This window comes from Spirosoma daeguense (assembly GCF_054776875.1).
In genome coordinates this window covers 962,129-984,602 of the sequence record NZ_BAAHBF010000002.1, presented here as the reverse complement: position 1 = coordinate 984,602, position 22,474 = coordinate 962,129, and the positions used below count along the sequence as shown (strand labels likewise).

Here is a 22,474-nt window from a genome sequence, read left to right as displayed (position 1 = left end):
ATCCTAGCTATCCATGCATTTATTCTACCACAATTTCATCCGTCGAAAACCAGGTTTTTTGGCCAGCCTCTGGATGACCAGGGGGGCATACGCCTACATTTTTAGCCCGAATTCGAACGTAGCGAGCACGAGCCGTTTTAAAGTCCGCAACCACAGGCAATATATCCCATGGTCCGTTTAGCTCATACGTAACAGGCTGTGCGATAGCTTCTTTGAAATCTTTGCCATCTTTCGATAAAGCAATTTCGACGGATGAAGGCGGGAAGTTTTTATCGCTGATTACCTTCAGGAAATTTAAGGAAACTTTCGTTACGCTGGTTACGTCTCCGAGATCAACCGTTACGTCCATATCGCCGAAAAAGTTGGCCCATTGACGACGGTCGCGTGGGCTTTCTCCCCGAATGCCATCGGTAAGCCGTTTCAACTCTTCATCGCTTTTATTTTCGAGCGGTATACCATACGTATACGGCTTATTTTTGCCTTTATGCAGCGTGAATGTCTGCGTGAGTCGACCACCGGTTTGGGTGATGGCACGTACCGTAGCTGTTTTAGTTAACGTAAATGGCCCGATGTACTCCGTGCTACGTTCGTTGGGTTCTTTGCTATTGATCGTGTAATAAATACGGCTATCGGAATCAATCTTGTTCAGTTTTACCTGTAGTTGCCCCTGATCGTTTGGCTGGGTATTGGCCGAAATATCGAACAGACGTTTGGCGTAATTTACCGGAATACTATTCAGCCGTGGCAGATGATTTTTCAGCCGTTGAGCAAAATCCTCGAAATTATGCGTTCCGGCCTGCATCCAGCCAATTTCGGCCAGTGCAATGGCACGCGGATAAGCCATATATTCTACCTGTTCGGTCGTTGGAATGTATTCAGTCCAGATATTTCCCTGAACGCCCAGTATGTATTTCTGCTGATCGGGCGTCAATTCGGCGGGCATTGGCTCATACGAATAAACCTTATCGAGGGTTGTGTAGCCGCCAAAAGCTAACGGCTCCGTGGCTGGATTGCCTTGATAATGATCGAGATAGCAAAATCCGCCGGGCGTCATAATTACGTTGTGTTTCTGTTTGGCCGCTTCGATACCGCCTTCCGTTCCTCGCCAGCTCATTACGGTTGCATTTGGCGCAAGACCACCTTCCAGAATTTCGTCCCAGCCGATAATCGATTTGCCCTTACTATTAACAAATTTTTCAATTCGCCGGATAAAATAGCTTTGGAGTTCGTGCTCGTCTTTCAGTTTGTTTTTCTTAATTAGCTCCTGACAGAACGCGCTGTTTTTCCAGGCAATTTTAGGGCACTCGTCACCGCCAATGTGAATGTATTTACTTGGAAATAAGGTCATAACTTCAGTCAGTACGTCCTGTAAGAAACTGAATGTTTTCTCCGAAGGACAGTACACATCATCCGAAACACCCCATTTGGTAAATACTTTATACCCTTTGGCAGGATCGCAACCGAGTTCGGGGTAAGCCGCCAGAGCCGCCTGCGCGTGACCGGGCATTTCAACTTCGGGAATAATGGTCACGAAACGGCTCTGAGCATAACGCACTACGTCACGGATTTCATCCTGCGTATAGAAACCACCGTGCGGAGTGCCGTCGAATTGCTGCGGATAATTCTGATGGTACTGACCAACAATCGATTCGGCCCGTTTACTGCCAATTTGGGTTAGTTTCGGGTATTTCTTGATTTCGATACGCCATCCCTGATCGTCGGTCAGGTGCCAGTGAAACGTATTTTGTTTGTGCATCGCCATCAGGTCGATGAATTTCTTCACAAAAGAAACGGGCATGAAATGACGACACACGTCGAGCATAAGTCCACGATAACCAAAGCGAGGTTTGTCGGTAATGGCACAGGCTGGCATCACCAACGTATTACTTTGACCAACAGGCAGCAATTGCCGCATGGTTTGAGTCGCATAAAATAAACCTTTTGGCGTCGATGCTTCGGCCAGAACCCGGCCCGGCATCACGGTAAGTTTATAACCTTCGTCGCCGAGGTTTAATTTTTTGTTTAAGGTTAGAAAAATATTAGCTCCTTTAGCTAAGGTCGCATTGGTTGGTGCAACGGCTAATGCGACGTTGTTCGCTGCTTTCACCTGAGCCGAAAAAGTCTGCGCAACGCTCCGAACGCTGGCGTCTGTTGCCGGAGACGTAACGATTTTAGTAGCAGCAGAAAGTGTAAACTGACCATTTTGGCCGGAAAATCGGGCCGGAAACGGAATCAGATTGTATTGATTGTCAGTTTGAGCAAATAGTGACGAAGAGAGAAGAACTATAAAAAACAGAAGTTTCAGGCGTATATGCATAGGAAATATCGAATTAGCTGGCAAAATAGCGACGATTTCGCAAGGAAACATAAAACAAAAGCCCTCCGAATGGGAAGGCTTTGTGAACGGTCAATATATGTAGGCAACGCAACGAATCAACTTATTTCTTCGGCGTAGTCTTTTTTGCTGTAGTCTTTTTGGCCGTTGTGGTTTTCGACGTAGTCGTTTTTTTTGCTGGTTTTGCTTTCGTGGCCGCAGGATCTTCTCCGGCTAGATTAAGGCAATCTTCGAGCGTTAACGAAGCCGCATCGACATCTTTTGGAATGCGAACGTTACGTTTCCCAACCGCCAGATAAGGGCCATACTGCCCATTCACAATCTTAATTTCGGGACGCTCCGGGAATTCCTTAATGTATTTATTGGCTTCCTGTTGGCGTTTGGCCTGAATCAATTCGATAGCTCGCTCCAGCGAAAGTCCAGCCAACGATTCGTTGCGGGGCAGCGAAATGTATTTTTCGTCGTATTTCACATACGGTCCGAAACGACCTTTTCCCGTTGTAACGAGTTTGCCCTCATAATCGCCTAGTGCTTCACTGATCGATTCGGCACGTTTGGCCTGAATCAGTTGGATGGCACGAGCTTCGTCAATCGTGTACGGGTCGTCTTCTTTCGTCAGCGATACGTACTTATCGTCGTGCTTCACGTAAGGGCCAAATTTGCCGATACCGATGGTCAGGGATTTATCTTCAAAGAAACCGACTTCGCGGGGTAACGTAAACAAATCCAGCGCTTCCTGCAGCGTAATGGTTTCGATAAGCTGCCCATCGCGAAGGTTAGCAAATCTGGGTTTTTCTTCGTCGCTGGCTTCGCCAATTTGAACGTAAGCGCCATAACGACCCAATCGTGCCGACATAGGTTTACCAGATGCTGGATCAGTGCCCAGATCACGAGCACCCGTTTTGAACGTACTAACCGAAGATCCCTGAATTTCTTCGATATTCTTGTGGAAATCGCCGTAAAATTCTTCCAGCATTTTCTGCCAGTTCATCCGTCCATCTGCAATTTCGTCGAACTCTTTTTCGACCGTTGCGGTGAACTGATAATTAACGATGTCCGGGAAATATTCGACCAGAAAATCGTTTACAACAATACCTGTATTTGTCGGAAATAACTTCGCTTTTTCGGACCCAAATGTTTCTTTACCGCTGGTTTCCTGAATCTGGTTCTGCTGAAGGGTATACTCCAGATATTTTCGCTCCTGACCCGGCTTATCCTGCTTAATAACGTAGCCCCGATTGATAATGGTCGAAATTGTTGGCGCATAGGTCGATGGACGACCAATTCCCATCTCTTCCAGCTTTTTTACCAGCGACGCTTCAGCATAACGTGGTTGCGGACGGGTGAATCTCTCGGTTGCTTTCATCTGGCCGAGGTTCAGAATCTGGCCAATGTTGAGCGGAGGCAGCATGCCTTTAGCATCCTCATCATCTTCGTCGTCTTTCGATTCGAGATAAACTCGTAAAAAGCCGTCGAACTTAATCACTTCGCCCTGAGCAACCAGTTCGCTGGGGAACGTAGTGTTTTGTGGCTGTGCTTTCGGGTTTGGTTCAGCTTTTTTTGCTGGATCGAAATCATCCCCGAAAACGTCGAAACTTAGGTCCTGCTCCACTAGTTGCGCACCATTTGTAAATCGGATGCCGATTGTTACGACGGTACGTTCGAGCTGCGCATCGGCCATCTGCGACGCAATGGCGCGTTTCCAGATCAGTTCGTAAAGTCGTTTCTGGTCGCGGTCGGCACCGGCGTTCCGGTCGTTGAAATTTGTCGGACGTATCGCTTCGTGGGCTTCCTGCGCCGATTCATTTTTGGTCTTAAACTGTCGGGTTTGAACGTAGCGTTCGCCAAATTCAGTCTCAATTTCGGTTTTAGCCTTCTCAATAGCTTCCTGCGACAGGTTCGTTGAGTCGGTACGCATGTACGAAATTTTACCCGCTTCGTAGAGGTTCTGGGCCAAACGCATGGTGCGGTCAACCGAATAACTCAGTTTTCGTGATGCTTCCTGTTGCAGTGTCGAGGTAGTGAACGGCGGAGCAGGCGATTTCTTGGCGGGTTTAACCTCCAGATTTTTGATGGTGAACGTAGCGCCGATGCACGCTTCCAGAAACTTCCGTGCTTCTGCCGACGTAGCAAAGTTTTTCGGCAGTTCGGCGTTCAGAATTTTAGATCCATCAACAATGAACTGCGCTGTTACCTTAAACGACGATTTGGCTGAGTGCTTGTCAATCTCGCGTTCGCGCTCTACAACAAGACGTAGTGCCACTGATTGAACCCGGCCAGCCGACAATCCAGTACTACCGCCTTTAATCTTGCGCCACAAAACAGGCGATAGCTCATAACCCACCAGCCGGTCGAGAACCCGACGTGCTTGCTGGGCATTCACTAAATCGACATCAATGGTACGTGGCGTCTTGATCGCGTTCTGAATCGCATTCTTTGTGATTTCCCGAAAAACGATACGTTTGGTGTTATCGCGTAGGCCAAGGGCTTCTTTCAGGTGCCACGAAATGGCCTCTCCTTCACGGTCATCATCCGTTGCGAGCCAGACTTCTTCCGCCGACTTCGCCAGTGATTTTAACTCACTGACCAGCTTCTTTTTGTCGGGCGAAATCTCATAAGAAGGTAGAAAACCATTCGTTACGTCGACCGCAAGACCATCTTTCGGCAAATCACGGACGTGCCCAAAACTAGACTTAACCGTGAAGTCTTTACCCAGATAGCCTTCTATGGTTTTCGCCTTCGCCGGCGACTCCACTATGACTAAGTTTTTTGACATAATTCGATATTCAGGTTGACAAAAACTCCGCTTTTAGTTTGTACGGAGCACCTTTACGTCTGAAATCACCAGCCCGACAAGACGTTTAATCGCTGTCTGGTTCGCCCAAATATAGACGCAAAAGCATTGACTTATCAAAATAGACAGCCGATACAGGACAAAACAAAAGCGAGGGATTGCGGGACCAATGGGCCATTTTGGTTGTAAACTGGTAACAATTTACAAGGGCTCATCGTTCGCCACTTCCTGCTCAAACTACTAGAAATGAGCAATTATGTTCATTTTTTCGGTAGTAAAATTGCTACGTATCTTGTGTGGAAATCAGCAACCTCCTGCATCTTACCGACATGAATAAATTTTTGACACTTATACTTGCCCTGGCTTTACTAGCCTGCCAGTCGAAGCCGGAATCTACGATGTCGGAGGCCATGGTGCCCCACCAAATGGCAGCTCCTAAAGTTCCGGCTCAGGAAGATAGTGAATCTGGTGTTACTGATGAACTTCCGCCTGCACCGCCACCACCACCTCAAAGAGCTACACCAGCCACCGTAACCAGAAAAATCGTCCGTAATGCGCAGGTACGTATGCGGGTCAGTGATTTTAAATCTTCGGGGTTGGTCATTCAAAAAGCGGTTCAACAGACAGGCGGACAGATTAGTAGTTCGAATGAACTAAAAACGAATAGCACCATCGAAAATGCCCTCGTTATTCGCGTTCCAGCCACACGTTTCGATTCATTGCTTGCATCACTTCTGAAAGAATCAATTTTTACGGATACGAAATCCATTACGTCGGACGATGTTACGCGCCGTTACGTTGATACAGAGGCACGTATACGTAGCAAAAAAGCTACTGAAGAGACGTACCTGAAGTTATTGAAACAGGCACGTAGCGTGGAGGACGTATTGAAAGTGGAGGAGCAATTGGCCGAAATACGGGAAGAGCGGGAAGTGCAGGAAGCCGAATTGCGGCAGCTCAACGACGAAATAACGCTGAGTACGATTAATCTGACGTACTATCAGCAAACCGAAGTGGCTTTAAATCCGGAAGAACCTTTTTACGCCCAAATCTGGCACAACCTGACTGATGGTTTCCGGCTTATGGGCGACGTATTGGTTGGTGCTTTCTATTTTTTGCCAATCGGGCTGGTGATTGCCGCTGTTGTATGGCTTGTTCAACGCTGGCGTAGAAAACGCAGGAACGTAGCGAAATAAAGTAGAACGTTTGCCCAGTAACGTATTGAGCCACAAGTGAATATCACTTCTGGCTCAATACGTTACTGATGCTGGTTAGTTATGGGTTTACTTATGCTTCCAGAGAGCCCCGTTTTTTGTATTGACTTTTACTAGCTCTTTTTGTTGCACAAGATTCTCTAATTCCTGCTCACTTTGTTGAATTGATACCCCGCTCAATTCGGCAAATTCCTTTTTTGTGAGCGTCGGATAATGAGCAAATAAACCTTCCCAGTTTTTTGGATAGGCCTGTTTTTCGGCTTTAGGGTAGATTTTAGTAAGGCTATTTTCTAAAGTGGCATACGGCTTAAATCCATAGACAACTTCTTTAGAACCTGAACTATCGGTAAGAAACAGGGTTGGGAAACCACGCACCCCCATTTCTCTGGCCAATGTCAAATCTGCCTGAAACAAACGTTGTGCTTCGTTTTCGTAATCAAGTTTCAATTTCTCGGAGTCCAACCCTACACTTTTTGCAGCTTTGGCAAGATGCTCCCATTTAGTAATGTTTTTCTTCTCCAGAAATACCATTTCCCGTATTGCCCGTAAAAAAGCGATGGCTTTGTCTTCATCCTGTAATTGGGCAGCCTTAAACGCAATAGATGGCGGATAGGATGAATGTAATGGATCTTCCAGCCAGACATCACCATCAATAGGCATATCATAATAGCGGCTTACTTCATCCCAGTGATGTGCTACGTCCGATGGTTTACTAATTCCACCGCTATTGTAACTCCAGTCGGGCAATAATCCGCCCATGTGATAGCTTATTTCAATAGAATTACCATACTCTAGTTTTAATTTTCGTAGTTGAGGTTCAATTCCCCAGCAAGTTGAGCAAATTGGGTCAGTGAAATAAATAATTTTTACTGGTTTTTTGCCTGAATTAATGGTTGATTTAACTTCTGAATTAGTTGATTCGGGTAGTTCGCAGATGCCTTTTTCTGGATCGCATAAAAGCGGATTAGTATTGTTCATTGATGGTTTCGTTTGAGCCTGGCAAAATTGAAGAAAAAAAGATAATAGTACTGTTGAAAAATACGTACTGCTGCTCATATCGATTGTGAGACTTGTTAATTTGTTTTTCTGGGAAATTATGTGAACGAATGTTTCGGTACTAGATGTTTCACCAATGTTTAGTGTTCTAACTCCCTTATTTTTGTGCAAAGGTTTTCGATTAGAAATTAATGCACAATAGGTCAGAAAAAATTGACTACCAGCCGTATGACAGAAAACGCTGAAACATGCCCAGCACAAGGGTTATTAAAGTTACTTTCGGGGAAATGGAAACCTGAATTATTTCGTTTGGCGCTTGATGGACCACTTCGATTCAATAGTCTGTTACGTCAGATTGAAGGGGCAAATAAGCAATCGTTAGCCATTGCGCTGAAAGAATTGGAAGAGTCTGGCTTGTTAAATAAGGTTGTTGTTAAACAAAAACCTTTGCATGTTGAATATTCGTTGACTGAGAAAGGTAATGCATTGATTCCTGTGTTTAATCAATTAGAAATGTTGTCGTGAGAAATATAATTTATACGTTGATTAAAAAATTAGTTTATCTAATATGTATCGTGGGGAATATTCTCTTTTTGCTGTGAAAAAAGAATATTGTTTATGGGGATATTTTTGCTTTTGAAATTAGTCTCCTGTGAAATTTAGTTTTAAAACTGACAGAAATTTTCATCTGTTTAGAGGGTTGAGATAGCACGCATTTTGCTTCTTTTTGCATTTGGTCAGCTTCACATGGAGTATGAATCTGGTTTAGTCCATTTTTAAGTAATAGGTGGTGCCACCAACCAATTAAAGTGCCAACAAAAGAATCAACCGATCTAAAATTTAAACGGGGAAAACGCTTATGTACTTGATAATAGATGCTGAATAAGGCAATAAAAAAGCCGATTAGATTTATCTAATCGGCTTTTTTAGCTTTTAAAAACAGTTTTGGCAGAGAGCGAGGAATTAACACCCCCACCCGCATTATTATTATAATCTATTGATTCTCACCGTTGCCAGCCTACACTCAGTAAACTAACATTTTCGACGTAACCGCGAACGTAACCGCAACTTGAGCAAAAAAAGGGGCGAACCCTTTTTTTAAGCAACATTTCCCACTGCTTGCGTAGCGGGATGAATACGGACTACGGCCTGGTGATCGGCTACGTCGTTAAGAAAATTTGCGGTTGCTCCTGGACGACTTAGTAAGGAGTCAACAGTACGTTGTAAACCCTCAATCTGCCTATCCTTATTTTCCAGTTGTTTGGTTAACCGCTCAAAGTTATCCTCTAGCGCTTTTAAATGGTCATGCAGATAATTATCTGGAGACGTAACTGGTGTCGATTCTTCCCGAAACATTTCTCCCTCTCCAGTAATTAGCCACGTAGCGTTTATTTTAGGGTAACGAGAAAGGATAGATTCTAGAATGTCGTACCCTGGCTTATTGCGACCATTCAATATTGTGTAAATAGCCGTTGGCGTTTTTTCTATAGAATCAGCAAAAGCACTAGACTTCATGTTTAATGCTTGAATTAGTTGGTTAATCCTTTGGTTGATTGTTGTAGTCATCGCGTTCTACGGGGTTTAATCAGCTTTCGTTTTAACGAGAGCATAGTCTACGTTTCCACTCCCATCATTAAAAATCATAACTTCCTTGAGATTATCAAGGCCATACCAGCGCTTTACATTTTCATTTGCAAACCCAGGCTTTGCTGGAGACAAACCAAGAACCTCAACAAACGAATCATTAAACTTATAATCCTTTAGATTATTTAGGGTTATTCTATCTGCTTTTCCGCCTATATAAATAATCTCTAATGAGTCATTCTTGTAAACGTATTTAGGGCATTGAGTACAACCAGACTTTTCATCTTTCCAATTAGTCATAAACTTGCCATTACCCAGCACTTTGTTAACATCTGTTCTATTCTTTCCAGCAACTTCTTTTATTGATATTAAAGGTTTGCTATAAGAATCTGTAATCTTAGTAATACTACTCGCGTCTTCGTTTGACTTAGGTCGTCCAATTATGTACAAAACGCCTACAGCCGCTACTATATAAATCCACCAATTGCTTTTTTTCTTCATTTTTTAATTGTCTAAAAATCAATAATATATATAAAAGTGAAATCATTTTTATAGCAAATGTTTGTTTTTATATATCATTTGCTATAAAATTGTGCACTGATTGTAACAGTGAATGTACAAATATTGTAACAGTCACCGTGAAAACATAGCAATTTCTTGTAAACGGTCATTATTTGCCATGAACACCATAAACGACCATTATAAACGGCTTGAAACCCAAGATAAGGAGCGATTGCTGGCCATGAATGGCATTTTATCCGCCAAATGGCACATCAAAAGCGATTGTTTAACCTATTTCAAACGGTCAATTTTGGAGAAAGAGGCAAAGGGTAGTTCTGATATTGATATGGCCGTTTTGCCCTATTTCATTCTAATTCAGTTTGTGGATTTTTTTGGGTTTACATGGGATAATATCTTAACAAACACCATCCCACCCGTAGAATAAAATCCGTCCTTTTATCAGCCTCCTAATTCCGCCAATTTTCCGCCATTAAAGCCATGAACGTACAAACGTTGACAAGCGATCAAATTGCCGCTATGCCAATAGAGCAAGCGGAGACAGCATATAGGCGGGCAAAATCAGAACTGGATAGCCTCCTGGCCAGGGTTGAAAAAGACAACCGACAAAAGCCAGCACTCCAGGAGGCAATCCAGGCCGCTCGTTTAACCTACGTTTTACTACGTGCTCGGATTTATCCGAAGGTTTTCGGCAAGCTATTAATGGGTACTAGTGATGCCATCACTAATAAAAAAAAGGGTACGGTGGTAGGCTCTACTGGAGAGCAACACCTGGCACAAAGCTAGGAGTTTAGGCGGGTTCGATTCCCCGCCATCGGCTATGGTAGGGTTACCATAAAGTTAATGGTTAAGGAAATTTCAAAACGGTTTTAGTGGCCTGGCCAGATTCAAGCCACTAAACTTTTTACTCACATTTTCTTTAACGTATATAGGTAAACGTTAGTGCACATTAGCGACCTGGTGCACAAGGCCGCGCAATTTTCCAGACCCGTAAAAAAACAGCCAGAAATGGCTGGCCGGTACGACTATGCCAATTTGGCGCGTTTTTTTGGTCGAATCGCAGTTAAACCAAGAGTTAACTATCTGTTAACCAATAGATTAACTTTTGATTAACTCGTTTAACTTTTAGAGTAACTTTTAAAAAAGGGTACTACTCTCTTAACCGAATAACTGGAGCAGGGAGGGCCAAAAGGCCAGAAAAGCGATCAGAAAAAACGGCAAAAAAGCGAAATCGGCCATCAGAACACCACACAAAGGCCTGACAATGAGATATTTTTCTGAATCTGCTAGAACAAGGGAAGAGCTCTAAAAGGGCTTAAATCGAACAAAAACAACCATTTCCAAAACCATTCAAAAAATGACATCACAGTACAACACACAAGACCGTTCAAAGCGCAAATTCGTAGGCGACCGTGAGGGCTCTACGTTTCGCTGGGAACTCTACCTAAAGGGAGAAAAGGCTTATACGTTCGACGGTTATTCTAAGAGCCGCAACCAGGCCGAAAAACACGACAAACAGGCGCTTTTTCAGGATTGTGTGGCCCGTATCTGCCATAACGGGTATTTAGACAAGACCTACCAAATGCTATGGTATCGCCGTGGCGGGGAGCTCCAGCACAAGAAAGAAGACAGAATACTACTGGAAATGTACCCAACGTATTTTGTGGCCCATAATGAGCTCCAGCTTGATCTTTCGACCATCAATTATTTACAGCGGCTTTACGATGCCAAACTATCTGGCCAAGCGTTCGACCCTGTTAAACTCCTGCCACCTAGAGAGACAGTACGCGACGTTGAAGCGATTGATTTTAAATTCAATACGCAACGTTTCCCCACAGAGGATTTACTGGTAGAACATTGCCACGAACTAATTAAGCGTTATCCACGCCACCGAGTAGAAGCCTGGTGGAGAGCCTGCAAAGACGCTTACACAACGAAAGCCCCAAACAAGCAACCGCTTGTATATCGGCCAGAACCACCCACAGGCCAACAACAGGCCAGCCAGCACCAGCGGCCAAACTACCAGCAACCAGCCAGCCAACGCCCTACGCCGTCAATGACACCACCAAGCGGCACAACTGACCCCGACAACGTAGAATCGGCCAAACGAGCACAGCAGGCAGTCCAGAACCTAAACACCCGATTTACGCGGGAAATGTAAAGGCCGAAAAAGAGAAACCAGCCACCAGACGCTCACAATCAGCCACCGCAAAACGATCTTTTTTTACTCCTGCCAAACTAAACGTAAAGGTTTAAATGGCTTAAAACCAATAAAACAGATGGCACTTTCCGACTTAGAACTACTGAAAATTAGCATAGAATCATTCCTTAGAATGAATGCCAGCAGCACCGCCAATGCACAAACCAGAGCACTAGAAGGCGATGATTTTGCCAGCGGTTACTGGACTGGATTTAAAACCGGATTGAACGGTGAAAAGGATTCTCTGGACATTCTCCTAGGGGACGTAAATAAGCTTATTGAAAAAGCCAATAAAAAACCAAAGTCCAAGCCTGGCCGCAAACCAGCCCAATAGGTAAACGATCTTTTTTTGAGCCTGCCAAACTAAACCATAAGGCGAAAAAAGGCTTACAGCCAGCAAATGCACAAAATCACCATTAAGCTCTATCGGGAGGAATTTGTAAGCCTTTACCTGTTTGCCGAAGACCCTGGACAACTCAGTAAATGGGTAATGCTGAACGAGAGAAGCCTGGAGGAAATCCTACTAGTAGAATGGAGAACCAGGATAACACAACAGCAAATTTTAACCTGGAGACTACGCGAACGTAACAAAGAATTTGCACTGAGTTTGCCGCTAACGGTGGCCATTGCTTTCTGGCTCCGATTTGGCCAGGTGCCGCTCACCATCGAATTGCAAACGATTTACAGCAAGCTAACAACAGCCCTACTTGATAACGGACTATCAACCAAATACCTAACCAATTACAACCATGTTTAAACTCCTGCTTTTTGCTCCGGTTGCCATTACTCTGTGCCTGGTTTGCTTTTTCTGGCTGGCCGTGGCCATCGGTTCAGTAGTGTTAATCTCGTTTGCGTTGAGCCCTATTTTCTCCCTTATCGACCAGTATTTAAACCTAAATGAAACACCCTCAAAATACGCACATTATGAGTTTTAATAAAATCCCTGGCATAGCGTCGGCACTTGCCGCGAGCCTTAATAAACCGTCTGGACTTGCCGCTAAAAGCCTGCAACCAACACCCGTAACACCTGCCAACAAAAACAAGGTAATTCTAAACACCCACCTGCAAGAGCTCGCACTTTTGATTCTGGCAGAATTACCGATTAAAGGCATCATTAGCGAAGCCGCCAACAAAAGCCGGGGCCGAATCCTGGCCGATCTGCGAAACAACGACGAGCGCCAGCTTTACCTGGCCAGCCGGGACGTAATTCTGGAATTTGGCCGCCAATTGGCCAAATGCGAAAGCCCGGAAATGCTGGCCAAAGTGCTCCAGATTATCCAGGGCATTACAGAGGGTAGTGTGGTAGAATACAATGAAGTAAAAGACCAAATTTAAAACCAACCAGAATAATGGCAAACGTAGCCGTTCCATCCACCCGCGAGCTCCAGGGTATCAAACAGGAGCTCACCAAAACCGGCAAACTAACGCGATGTATCGAAGCCGGATTTATCAAAGGTTCGATTAATGGCCAGCAGGCCACCGAGCTAAAGGACACCCTGGCCAAAGTAGTGGACTACTGCCAGGAGCAACAGCAAATTATTTTCCAACTCCAGACGCAACTGGCTCAAAGCAAGCAATCAACACTTTTCAATTAATAATCCCGTGAGATTAAATCAGTTACAAGTTATTGGCCGTATCGGCCAGGATGCCAAAATAGTAGACCATAACGGGCGTAAGTTCGTAGCCTTTTCGCTGGCCGTTGATGAAAGCTATAAAGACCGTAATGGCAATAAGGTAGATAAAGTAGTTTGGTGCGATTGTGTGACCGAACAAGAGCGGTTTTTTAACGTAATCAACTGGCTAACGAAAGGCCGTGAGGTTTACGTGGAAGGCAAACCAAGTGCCCGCGCCTACGAAAAAGATGGCAAGCTCTACGCCACAATTCGTATTAGTGTAAACCAAATTTCCCTGGGCAATAAGGCCAATGGTAGCACGACCACAACCGCGCCAACCACTCCAGCACCAGCCATAGCCGCCACCACAGCACCCGCGCCGTTTGCTATTGAAGAAAGCGACGACTTACCGTTTTAAGCGATGGGCTTTTATCAGATTCCAGGGTTTGGGATTGTGCACTTAAACGAGGGCAAAAGGCCGCGAATTGTGCCAGGAAACGAGCGCCACAAATGGGACAAGAAACCAAAATGGGGCGCATCCACAACGTGCTTAAAATGTGGATGCGTTAAAAGCCTACTTAAACCGGAATACCGGGAAAGCTACCAAATGCCAGGCCAGAGCGAAACCAGCGAGCGGCCACCCTGCCAACAAAATAAGTAAACAGCTACTCACTAAACGCCAGCCCTGGCTCCAGGGCTGGCCACTTCAAACACCATGCTAGTAAACGAAAAACAGCGCCAGGCTTTAGAGCGATTTGTGGCCAGCCTGGAGGGTAAATACAACGGTTTGCAATACGACGAAACCAAAGCGATTTGGGCGAAAGATTCCCCGATTTGGCGGCACATTCGCCAGGGCACTACTGGCCAGCTACGTTTGATTTGTTGGTACAACAACACCCACAAACCAGGCAGTAAAGAGTTTAGGCCGCAACTCATTATCCAGGCCGCGCTGGAGCACGTCAACACCCCACACTCACAAGGTTATTATTTCAGCAAATCAACGCTAGTGCCATGCTCACCGATCAACTAAGCGAAGAAGACATAAGAGATATTGAAGAAGTCCGCGACAGCCTACTAATTCCACTCCGAGAATATCCCACGGCCAGCTCTATCTCCAAAACGTGCACCTGCCAGCGTTGCCGCTCTATACGTAACCACAACATTAACGAGCTCGAAAAACTAACCAATGAGCCGCCGTTATACATCGAACCAGCACTTTCTGGCAAAGTATCCACCAAACTACGCCGTTAAAACGATGAAATTTGAAGTAATAGGCAACAGAAAGCCGCTCATTTTAACCATTTTCAAATACGCCAAAATAACCGAAACAGAGCGAAAGGTGGCGCTTTTCATAAGGCAGAATATAGCCCGCTTTACCACCCTGGCCGAACTGGAAAAAGCCGTATTTGCCGAGCTTGAATTGATGCGACGCAATGACAAACGAGTTGCTAAAATCACCACTCACACCTGGATTTATTGCCATTCTAAGGACGGAAAATTCAAAGCCCTATCATTCAACTCAAACACCCGTAAAGGCTTTTTATTCGCAAAAGAGAACTGGAGAAAAACCAGCCTGGCAACTCCTGGCCAGGCTTAAACCAAACCCCTACCATGCAAACCGAAATCATTACATTAGAGAAGTATCTAAATACCTTTCCAGAGCCCGAACAATGGTTTTTCAGTTCACCAGGTGTAAAGCAACAGCCAAAGCCAGAATGCAATATGATTCCTACCCTTTACCATAATTGCAATGTTAAAGGGCCAGAAATCAACATTACCAGAGTTTGCTACAACGTAGTGAACAAGGCTCAAAAGAGGCTACTAAAACAGCCCTATAGCATTATCCATGTAGCCGCCAAAATCATCCAAAAAGGCGACAGGTTGACGTATGTAGATTGTTTTGAGTTGGTAATGTGGCACATGGTGGAACGACTAAACGAGCGCTACAAATGGGAGAAAATCCCGCTCCAGCTAGAGCTGGGCGAACGCGAGAAAGAAAGAGCAGGTTTAACCGATTAATCACCAGAGCCTGGACGAAAACCAGGCTTCTCTTTCTCAAAATACTGGTAAAAGTAAACTCTACAACTATGCCAAAAGGCTACAATAAAGACGGTACGAAAAAGACACGGCCCACCAACTCTGGCCGCAAAGCGAAGCCCTCTAAAAAAATCGCTCCCCAAATCAGCCTGGAGGCTTATACCGTGCTGGCCAGCGTAAGAAATCAAAACAGATTCATTTCGGAGGCTATCCTGGAGAAAGCCGAACGCGATGCCGCCAAAAGGGCCCCGCAGAAAGAAACCAGACATACCAATACGGGCCAAATCGACTTATTAGAAATGCTCAAAGAAATTCAAAAGGAGCGGGTAATGTGTCATTAACAACAAAATATTAAGTTGTTATCTAAACAAATAGTAGATGCCAGAAAAAATATTTTCGCCTAAAATCTCATATGTCGTATAATTGTAATTAATGAAAGTAGGTGGTGTTTCCATTTCACTTTAATAAGTTGTAAACTAGTTTAACTTGTACATTGATTAGCTATGGCTCTAAAGAAGAGAACTAAAAAAAAACCTGGAGAACCTAAGAAGATACCATTTACTTATCTACTACTAAACATCAAACTCATTTCGAATAGAAGAAAAGGTGAATCGGCTTACCGGGAAATTTTTCGTGACATTTTCAGTGGCACTATCACTGAGCATATTGGACGAGGAAAAAGAGCTTTTTTAAGGACTATGTTTCCAGAAGTAGTTGATGGGAAGGAATTTTATTACGGTAAAATAACCCGTTTCACTGATTTGGAAAATAACGTTTGGGTTAGCACTGTAACTAGAGAGGATATAACTATGAACCTTGAAAAAGGCCTCTACCCAAATAAGCAAGAAACTGAATACGTTTTTATTCCTCAAGCTCACCGATTAGCGCTAAAATTATCATCAGATTTTACTGCAAAAAATGCCCAAGATTTTTTTGTGAAAGCCATAAACAAAGTCGTAAGTAGCGATGAGGATTATAGTGTAATCATTCAGCAGTCAAAAGATATTTTTGAAGAAATATATAAAGCAGATAAAGTTGAAAAATTACTAATAAATGTTTCATATACTAATGCTGATGAAATTGGGGATGATGCCGCAGACTGGTTAGATTCTCAATTAAAACAATCTAACATTAGTGAGGCTAATCTTGCATTTGAATCAGGGAAAGACGAAACGTTAAACTTAGAGACAAAACTAATAAAAGGCGGGCTAAAATTAGCAGTTGAAAATGGGGAAGTAGAAGCTAGGGTGAAGGACAGACGTGGTAAAACTAGGAGGATTGTCACTAAAGAGCATCCAGAAAAAAATAAAGCCATAGCAACAGCCGAAAATAGCCTAGAAAATGTTATATTTAAAGAGGTAATACAACGATATACTAATAACGATGAATGAACATGAAAGAATTAAAGAAGACCATCCCTTTAGCTACAGGGGCATTTTACGAGCTTATGATGCAAAGGAGATCAGAGAGTCATGGCCTTTTCTTTGGAGTTTAGGACTATCTGTAGCGACTGTAGCAATTACAGGCTATTCTACCAAGTCCTACTACGAAATTTTGGGCTTTTGGGTATCACAGGTTATGTCTGTATTCCCTAACCTACTCGGATTCAACCTTGGAGGATATGCACTTATTGTAGGCTTTGGTAATGGTAGTTTATTGAAAGCTATGACTAGAAAGCAACCAAATAAAAAAGCCTCCATTTTCCAAAAGCTAAGTGGAGTATTTGCATTCTCAATTCTACTTCAGTTAACTGCTTTTATTATGGCCTTTTTGATAAACTTTCTTAAAGAGTTTAAATTTGAGGTAAACTGCCAAGATTTAGCTAACATAGTCAATGCTTCAACAATTGGAATACTATCTTTTTTAGGATTTTGGGGATTGCTGATTATTCCAAATTTGGTTACAAATATTTTTACTTTCGGTCAAATGCATCACTCTCTATTAACTATTGAGAGAATAGAAGATGAGCAGAAAAAGAAAAGATTACAACAAGGACAATTAGACAATCCGTAAGCTCACCTATTTTAGTTTTAAAAGCTCTCTAGTTATGAGAGCTTTTTTTATGTCCTTTCGGGGAGCCTAGAGCCTGGCCACCTTTGGCCTATGAAACAATTTTTTAGCACCATCTGGCAATTTATCCGAAGCAATAGCGAGCGCTTTATCTGGGAGCTGGTGGCCGTGGCCATCGGTATTGCCGTAACCTGGCTTATTAGCCGCTTTTCTGGCCAGGGCGAGCTCCAGGCCTGCCAGGACGAACGCGCCATTTTACTACGTGAAAACGCCAGCGCTCAATCATTCCAGGACTCTATCCGCTGGAGCGCCGTACTATCCGACAAAAACGCAAAAATCAACTCCCTAGAAAATGAAAACAACCAGCTTAAAGAAAAGGCCGCTCTGGATTCTGCTAACGCTCTTAGCGAGCTCGAAGCTATGCGGGCAATCGTTAAACGCTACGCCAAAAAGTAAGGATTCGCTGGCCGTGGCCGTGGAATTTATTGGCCACGCCAAAAGCATAGAAATGGATCTGATTCGGCTAGACTTTGCCATCAAACGCGAAGTAGTTTATAAAGACCAAATAAGCCAGCAGGAGGCCACCAACCAGCGCCAGGCCAAAGACCTGGCCAACTGCCAGGCATCGAATGGAAAGCTAACCGCCGAGCTAACCAACACCCGCCAGGCCGTGGCCGATCAAGTGATAAAAACCCGCCAGGCAAAGCTGGAGGTTTGGGCCATGAGGCTGGCCGTGGCTTTGTACGTAGCGGGCAAACTAAAGGGTATTTTACCCTAAATAACTGTCCTTTTGCCGATGCCAGCCAGGGCGCAACTTTGACACTGTAAACAACAATATGAACCAAAACACACGCGCCAATGGCATTAAAACTAGTAAAATTTATCACCGATAGCGATGGCACAAGCCGAGCTGTTAATATCAATCCTGAACACGTTTCAACCGTGGAGGCTGATATGGCCAAACCTGACCAGTTTTGCCACATTACCCTAATGTCTGGCCACTATTACCGAGTGCTGGAGCCGGAAACCACCGCCAGCCGACGCTTAACAAATGCAATCTAAAACCATCACCAGGCGGGCCATGTTTGCCGAAATCCACCAGGACACCCTGGAGGGAGGCAAGAACCATGTTTTCGGCATTCAGTACGTAAAAAAGGACGGGCAAACGGGCCAAAAAGCCAGGGTTCGCAAATGTGCGAAGAACCTGCCAGGCTCGCAGGGCTACCGGGGCAATATCAATTTGAACCACGTTATTCTTCTGGAGAACCTGGAGAAAAATAACCAGCCTTTTGAGCTACTTATTGACTTGATAACACACTACAACGGCCAGCGGGTGGTACATACCTACTAAGCAATGGAATGGATTTCAGATAAAGCGTTTTTCATCGACAGTCAGAAGAACGGGGCAGTTATTCAACTCACCAACGGACGTGCCAATCCAGGCCGGGACCAGGTTTTTGGCACCAGCTTAACGCTAACGCAGGCCAATGGCTTAGACCATATTCCGTGGGGTTCGCAGGATAACCAGCCGAACCAAATGGCTAAACTCCTGGAGAAAAACAGCCAAATACGGCCACTCCTGGAAGCCAGCCGCGACATGATTTATGGTTCTGGCATTGACTTTTTTACCAAGATTCGTAGTGAGGGCAAAATTACCCTGGAGCCCTACACAGACGACAAGCTGGAAGACTGGGCCTATCAGACCGAACTGGCTAATTATGCCATTGCGGCCATTAACGAGCGGGTAACGAACGCGAATCATTTTACCCGTTTCGAGTTTACCGTGGACGGTATACCGCTCCTTAGTATTTCCGACAGTTTTACCACACGTATAGGCAAGCCCGTTGGCGGCAAAGTTCGTCATTACCTGCAAAATCCGTGGTTCGGTGAAGGATGGGGCCAACAGCTCGAAAAGAGTGAAAAAATACCAGCGTTTGACCGTGTAGACCCGACGCGCAACGTAGTAAGTATGTTCCACTCCAGAGAGCATATTTCTGGCAATCCGTTCTATGCGTTTCCCTCCTGGTGGTGCGCTCGTGACTGGATAGAAACATCAAACCTGATACCGCTATTCCACAAAAGCGGGCTCAAAAACGGCTATAACATCAAATACATTATCCGTATGCCGGATGATTATTTTGATAAGGAAAACGGCAAAGATTTACCACCGGACAAGCGCAAAGAAAAATGGTCGAAGTTCGGCGCGAACCTCAAAGAATGGCTTTCAGGGGTGGAAAATGTCAATAAAACGTTACTGGTGCGCTACCTACGGGGCGAGAATGGAAAAGCCACCGATAACATTGACGTAGTGCCGCTGAAAAATGAAAACTCAGACGATGCCTACAGCAAGGTTTGGGAAATGGCCAATATTTCGGGCACCAATGCCGCCGGAATTTTGCCCGTTTTGGGCGGGGTTACACCAGGTTCAAAAAGTGGCGATTCAGGGAGCCAAATTAGAATCGTGGCCGATTATCAGCAAAACTACAGAACACCCGTACAACGCCAGATTTTGCTGGAGCCAATCAAAATGGCGCTCCGAATTATGGGCTATAAAGACGTAGTGCCCATGTTTAAAGGAGTCACTTTAACCACCCTGGACAAGAACCCGACCGGGAAAGAAGCAAACGTAAATCTAGGAGCGGCATGATAACCAAAGAGATTTTAAAGATGCACCTGGGCGGCATCCAGGGTAAGCTGGATTTTTCAACTATGGAGCCGTTTGCCAACTTTGCCGAACGCTGGTTTTCCGATCAGGTAGGCCGTGAGCTGGTGGCTTACCTGGCAGGGCTCCAGAATCCAACCGCAGGCACACCCGACCCAATCCAGGGCGGTGCCGATTTGCTTTACCTGGCTCAATCCTGCATAAGTTGGCGCTGTTATGAGTTGGCCTTTCCGCATTTGAAAATGCGGGTGGGTGATTTAGGCCTGCAAAAGCTCAACACGCAGAACACCGTGGCCATTGCCAAATGGGAATACGTAGACTCAAAAGAGGCAAACGTGGCCATGTTAGATTTGGCACTCGAAAATTTTTGGCGGGCGCTGGAAGAAGTTCGGCCAGCGGTTTGGACTGGCTCCAGTGCCTACAAAAAACGGCAACGGTATTTTATCCGTTCGGCCTATGAGCTGGCCCAATCCGTGCCAACAATGGGCCGCAAATACCGCCTATTCGACCAGCTTTTAACCTACATCAAACGGGCCGAATACGTCTATATAAAGCCCATGTTAGGCGGTTTAGATTACCAGGCGTTAAAAGCAAACTGGAGCAATCCAGACCATGAGCTCACCGAAGCCGAAACGGCTATTCTGGAGTTTATCCAGCCCGCGCTGGCTCACCTGGCTATTTATGAGGCCTACCCGTATTTACCGCTCCACTCCAGCGATGAAACAGGCATAACCGAGCGCCGGAGCAAAGGCGGCATTATCGAAGACGTAACAGCCGCACCCGATAAGACCAACAGCCAAAAACGCCAGCTTTATATGGATGGCCAGTTTTACCTGGGCGAGCTTCAGGAGTATTTGCAGGCCACCGCCAGCGCCCAACTCTGGCCAGGCTACTACGCCGAAAATTCACCAAAAACGGGCGAAGAAAGCGATTCGTACAATGACAGTTCACTAGTAATTCTTTAAACAACCAAATACAATGCAAACACAAACCGACGTAACAAAAACAGAGTTTGAACTGGAGGCCGAACGCATCCAGGCCATGAAAGACCAGATTGCTCAACAGGAGTACGAACTGGAGCAAAAGCGAATCCAGGCCGAAGCCGACGAACGCCAGCGCAAACTGGATACCTACCAGGCATTACGCGAAGATGCCGCCGGATTCCGCGAAACAGCGACTAAAGAATCCGACGAAACCAGTAAAAAAATGTACGTTCAATGGGCACTGGAGGCCGACCGCCAAGCCGTGCAATTGGCCAGAGAGCTAGGGCTGGCCATCGAAGAGCCCGCCGAAGAACAGCCCGCCGAACCGACCACCCTGGACAAAGTGCACGGGCTGTTACGCCATCGTTTGGGGGCCGTGGTGCAAATCGCTTTACTGATTGCTGCCATCTTTTGGGCCAGCACCAATTTTGAAACGGTAGGCGAACACATCAAAGTTTTGAATGAGCATTTGCCGCTAGAGGAAAAAATGAACGCTTACGACATTACCAGTAATCAAAAGTTCTTTTTTGAGAAATACGTAGAGTTCTGGGATTTGCCCGTGGCCATGCTGAAACTCCTGATTTTGGTGCCGTTTGTGTGTTTTTACCTCTTGCCGTTTATACGTAGCCGCAAAGATTTCTTTACTGAGTTTTTCGAGGATTTAACCCCATTTCAACGATGCGTAATTACGTTAGCCTTTGCGGCTTTATTTGTCTTACATTCTGCTTTGTCGCACGGAGTCAAACCGTAACGAAAAAGCCCGCCGTGGTGGCCACTAAGCCAGTGGCCACCACCACAACCAAGCCCGCCACCGTCAAAGGGCCAGACAAAAACGCCATCTATCCAGCCGCTCCCTGGACGCTCGACGAAACCGAACTACGTAAAGCTATTCTGGATAGTGCCGCCGTTTTTTTGGGCATGGTGGAGCTTACAAACAACAATGATGCCGCATGGATAACGAAAATTAACCGTTACAACGGTTTGCCAATTCGTTCGGCTTATTGCGCCAGTGGGTTCTATTACGCGCATCGGGTGAACGGGGCCAAATTGCCCGTTAAAGCATTGGGAGCCGTGGCCAGCTATTTCTCTGTTTCCGCTAAAATCATCTATCGACGCAACCAACGCGGAAACCAGCGGCTAGGGATTCGGCCACGCCGGATGGATGCCGTAAGCATCTACACCAGCCACATAGAGGGGCTAGTGGATGACATTTGGAACGACGACGACGACGAAGTAAAACTAATCGGTTTTAATACGTCGGGGGGCAAGGGTACCAAATACGGCTGTTACATCAACCGCCGTAAGAAATCAGAAATTAAGTACATAGCCAACTGGCTAACACCTTATTTACATTCTCTCAAACAATGAACACCGACACACTCCCAAAGCACAAAGTAACGTCCTTTTCAGCCTGGGCAATGCTGGGCATTTTTGCCCTATCAATGGCGGGCTATAAATTCGGATGCCTCTTAATGGCGCTGTTTTTTGCCGAATAGCCCGCCGTTTTTTTCTCATTCTACCGCTTCG

Annotated in this window: 30 protein-coding genes; 25 read left to right on the top strand and 5 right to left on the bottom strand. The window is 45.2% G+C overall.

Features of this window, described 5'->3' with window-relative positions:
- Nucleotides 1-19 precede the first annotated feature (19 nt).
- Nucleotides 20-2,317 carry a glycoside hydrolase family 20 protein gene (locus tag ACYVD4_RS09015; RefSeq protein ID WP_460944606.1) on the bottom strand — a complete coding sequence of 766 codons (2,298 nt, stop codon included), beginning with the start codon at nt 2,315-2,317 and terminating at the stop codon, nt 20-22.
- 121 nt (nt 2,318-2,438) lie between these two features.
- The gene (gene topA / locus ACYVD4_RS09010; protein WP_460944604.1) at nt 2,439-5,111 is read right to left on the bottom strand and encodes a type I DNA topoisomerase; all 2,673 of its coding nucleotides are present in this window, start codon (nt 5,109-5,111) and stop codon (nt 2,439-2,441) included.
- A 347-nt stretch (nt 5,112-5,458) separates the two neighbouring features.
- Between topA and ACYVD4_RS09005 the strand changes: the two genes are divergently transcribed.
- Nucleotides 5,459-6,325 (top strand): DUF4349 domain-containing protein, encoded by an 867-nt coding sequence (locus ACYVD4_RS09005; protein WP_460944602.1) that lies wholly within the window; start codon nt 5,459-5,461, stop codon nt 6,323-6,325.
- Between the two features lie 87 nt (nt 6,326-6,412).
- On the opposite strand, the gene ACYVD4_RS09000 is transcribed toward ACYVD4_RS09005, so the two are convergent.
- On the bottom strand, nt 6,413-7,510 hold the full coding sequence (locus ACYVD4_RS09000; protein ID WP_460944600.1) for a ClpXP adapter SpxH family protein: 1,098 nt from the start codon (nt 7,508-7,510) through the stop codon (nt 6,413-6,415).
- A 57-nt stretch (nt 7,511-7,567) separates the two neighbouring features.
- On the opposite strand from ACYVD4_RS09000, the gene ACYVD4_RS08995 reads away from it, so the two are divergent.
- Complete coding sequence (locus ACYVD4_RS08995; protein ID WP_460944598.1) at nt 7,568-7,864, top strand: winged helix-turn-helix transcriptional regulator; 297 nt, start codon at nt 7,568-7,570, stop codon at nt 7,862-7,864.
- A gap of 573 nt (nt 7,865-8,437) precedes the next feature.
- Here ACYVD4_RS08995 and ACYVD4_RS08990 read toward each other — a convergent pair.
- Together ACYVD4_RS08990 and ACYVD4_RS08985 are read right to left on the bottom strand one after the other, a co-directional pair.
- Nucleotides 8,438-8,905, bottom strand: coding sequence for a helix-turn-helix domain-containing protein (locus ACYVD4_RS08990; protein ID WP_460944596.1), 468 nt, complete (start codon nt 8,903-8,905; stop codon nt 8,438-8,440).
- Nucleotides 8,906-8,920: 15 nt separating this feature from the next.
- Entirely contained in the window at nt 8,921-9,424 is a 504-nt protein-coding gene (locus ACYVD4_RS08985; protein ID WP_460944594.1) for a hypothetical protein, read from the bottom strand.
- 178 nt (nt 9,425-9,602) lie between these two features.
- Between ACYVD4_RS08985 and ACYVD4_RS08980 the strand changes: the two genes are divergently transcribed.
- The 23 genes from ACYVD4_RS08980 (at nt 9,603) to ACYVD4_RS08870 (ending at nt 22,443) form a co-directional block, all read left to right on the top strand.
- Nucleotides 9,603-9,869 (top strand): hypothetical protein, encoded by a 267-nt coding sequence (locus ACYVD4_RS08980; RefSeq protein ID WP_460944592.1) that lies wholly within the window; start codon nt 9,603-9,605, stop codon nt 9,867-9,869.
- 53 nt (nt 9,870-9,922) lie between these two features.
- Nucleotides 9,923-10,228 carry a hypothetical protein gene (locus tag ACYVD4_RS08975; RefSeq protein WP_460944590.1) on the top strand — a complete coding sequence of 102 codons (306 nt, stop codon included), beginning with the start codon at nt 9,923-9,925 and terminating at the stop codon, nt 10,226-10,228.
- A 571-nt stretch (nt 10,229-10,799) separates the two neighbouring features.
- Nucleotides 10,800-11,603, top strand: coding sequence for a hypothetical protein (locus ACYVD4_RS08970; RefSeq protein WP_460944588.1), 804 nt, complete (start codon nt 10,800-10,802; stop codon nt 11,601-11,603).
- A 118-nt stretch (nt 11,604-11,721) separates the two neighbouring features.
- Entirely contained in the window at nt 11,722-11,976 is a 255-nt protein-coding gene (locus tag ACYVD4_RS08965; RefSeq protein WP_460944586.1) for a hypothetical protein, read from the top strand.
- A 66-nt stretch (nt 11,977-12,042) separates the two neighbouring features.
- Nucleotides 12,043-12,399 carry a hypothetical protein gene (locus ACYVD4_RS08960; RefSeq protein ID WP_460944584.1) on the top strand — a complete coding sequence of 119 codons (357 nt, stop codon included), beginning with the start codon at nt 12,043-12,045 and terminating at the stop codon, nt 12,397-12,399.
- 140 nt (nt 12,400-12,539) lie between these two features.
- A complete protein-coding gene (locus tag ACYVD4_RS08955; protein ID WP_460944582.1) occupies nt 12,540-12,977 on the top strand; it encodes a hypothetical protein in 438 nt (145 codons plus the stop codon).
- Nucleotides 12,978-12,991: 14 nt separating this feature from the next.
- On the top strand, nt 12,992-13,237 hold the full coding sequence (locus tag ACYVD4_RS08950) for a hypothetical protein (protein ID WP_460944580.1): 246 nt from the start codon (nt 12,992-12,994) through the stop codon (nt 13,235-13,237).
- 7 nt (nt 13,238-13,244) lie between these two features.
- The gene (locus ACYVD4_RS08945) at nt 13,245-13,673 is read left to right on the top strand and encodes a single-stranded DNA-binding protein (RefSeq protein WP_460944578.1); all 429 of its coding nucleotides are present in this window, start codon (nt 13,245-13,247) and stop codon (nt 13,671-13,673) included.
- Between the two features lie 297 nt (nt 13,674-13,970).
- Entirely contained in the window at nt 13,971-14,285 is a 315-nt protein-coding gene (locus ACYVD4_RS08940; RefSeq protein WP_460944576.1) for a hypothetical protein, read from the top strand.
- Nucleotides 14,286-14,510: 225 nt separating this feature from the next.
- Nucleotides 14,511-14,852, top strand: coding sequence for a hypothetical protein (locus ACYVD4_RS08935; protein ID WP_460944574.1), 342 nt, complete (start codon nt 14,511-14,513; stop codon nt 14,850-14,852).
- A gap of 14 nt (nt 14,853-14,866) precedes the next feature.
- Nucleotides 14,867-15,274, top strand: coding sequence for a hypothetical protein (locus tag ACYVD4_RS08930; RefSeq protein WP_460944572.1), 408 nt, complete (start codon nt 14,867-14,869; stop codon nt 15,272-15,274).
- 68 nt (nt 15,275-15,342) lie between these two features.
- Nucleotides 15,343-15,633, top strand: a complete 291-nt coding sequence (locus tag ACYVD4_RS08925; RefSeq protein WP_460944570.1) for a hypothetical protein — start codon at nt 15,343-15,345, stop codon at nt 15,631-15,633.
- A 162-nt stretch (nt 15,634-15,795) separates the two neighbouring features.
- A complete protein-coding gene (locus ACYVD4_RS08920; protein WP_460944568.1) occupies nt 15,796-16,683 on the top strand; it encodes a DUF4747 family protein in 888 nt (295 codons plus the stop codon).
- Nucleotides 16,676-17,305 carry a hypothetical protein gene (locus tag ACYVD4_RS08915; protein ID WP_460944566.1) on the top strand — a complete coding sequence of 210 codons (630 nt, stop codon included), beginning with the start codon at nt 16,676-16,678 and terminating at the stop codon, nt 17,303-17,305. Before ACYVD4_RS08920 ends, ACYVD4_RS08915 begins: the two co-directional genes overlap by 8 nt.
- A 90-nt stretch (nt 17,306-17,395) precedes the next feature.
- Nucleotides 17,396-17,758, top strand: a complete 363-nt coding sequence (locus ACYVD4_RS08910) for a hypothetical protein (RefSeq protein ID WP_460944564.1) — start codon at nt 17,396-17,398, stop codon at nt 17,756-17,758.
- Nucleotides 17,655-18,080 carry a hypothetical protein gene (locus tag ACYVD4_RS08905; protein ID WP_460944562.1) on the top strand — a complete coding sequence of 142 codons (426 nt, stop codon included), beginning with the start codon at nt 17,655-17,657 and terminating at the stop codon, nt 18,078-18,080. Before ACYVD4_RS08910 ends, ACYVD4_RS08905 begins: the two co-directional genes overlap by 104 nt.
- Nucleotides 18,081-18,160: 80 nt before the next feature.
- On the top strand, nt 18,161-18,364 hold the full coding sequence (locus tag ACYVD4_RS08900) for a hypothetical protein (protein ID WP_460944560.1): 204 nt from the start codon (nt 18,161-18,163) through the stop codon (nt 18,362-18,364).
- The gene (locus ACYVD4_RS08895; protein ID WP_460944558.1) at nt 18,354-18,653 is read left to right on the top strand and encodes a hypothetical protein; all 300 of its coding nucleotides are present in this window, start codon (nt 18,354-18,356) and stop codon (nt 18,651-18,653) included. The genes ACYVD4_RS08900 and ACYVD4_RS08895 overlap by 11 nt, the downstream gene beginning before the upstream one ends.
- A gap of 3 nt (nt 18,654-18,656) precedes the next feature.
- Nucleotides 18,657-19,949 carry a hypothetical protein gene (locus ACYVD4_RS08890; protein ID WP_460944556.1) on the top strand — a complete coding sequence of 431 codons (1,293 nt, stop codon included), beginning with the start codon at nt 18,657-18,659 and terminating at the stop codon, nt 19,947-19,949.
- Nucleotides 19,946-20,929, top strand: coding sequence for a DUF6712 family protein (locus ACYVD4_RS08885; RefSeq protein ID WP_460944554.1), 984 nt, complete (start codon nt 19,946-19,948; stop codon nt 20,927-20,929). The genes ACYVD4_RS08890 and ACYVD4_RS08885 overlap by 4 nt, the downstream gene beginning before the upstream one ends.
- A 13-nt stretch (nt 20,930-20,942) precedes the next feature.
- Entirely contained in the window at nt 20,943-21,698 is a 756-nt protein-coding gene (locus tag ACYVD4_RS08880) for a hypothetical protein (RefSeq protein WP_460944552.1), read from the top strand.
- Nucleotides 21,626-22,315: a hypothetical protein gene (locus ACYVD4_RS08875; RefSeq protein ID WP_460944550.1), complete on the top strand. Its 690-nt coding sequence runs from the start codon at nt 21,626-21,628 to the stop codon at nt 22,313-22,315. Before ACYVD4_RS08880 ends, ACYVD4_RS08875 begins: the two co-directional genes overlap by 73 nt.
- Nucleotides 22,312-22,443, top strand: coding sequence for a hypothetical protein (locus ACYVD4_RS08870; protein ID WP_460944548.1), 132 nt, complete (start codon nt 22,312-22,314; stop codon nt 22,441-22,443). Before ACYVD4_RS08875 ends, ACYVD4_RS08870 begins: the two co-directional genes overlap by 4 nt.
- The last annotated feature ends 31 nt before the right edge of the window (nt 22,444-22,474 follow it).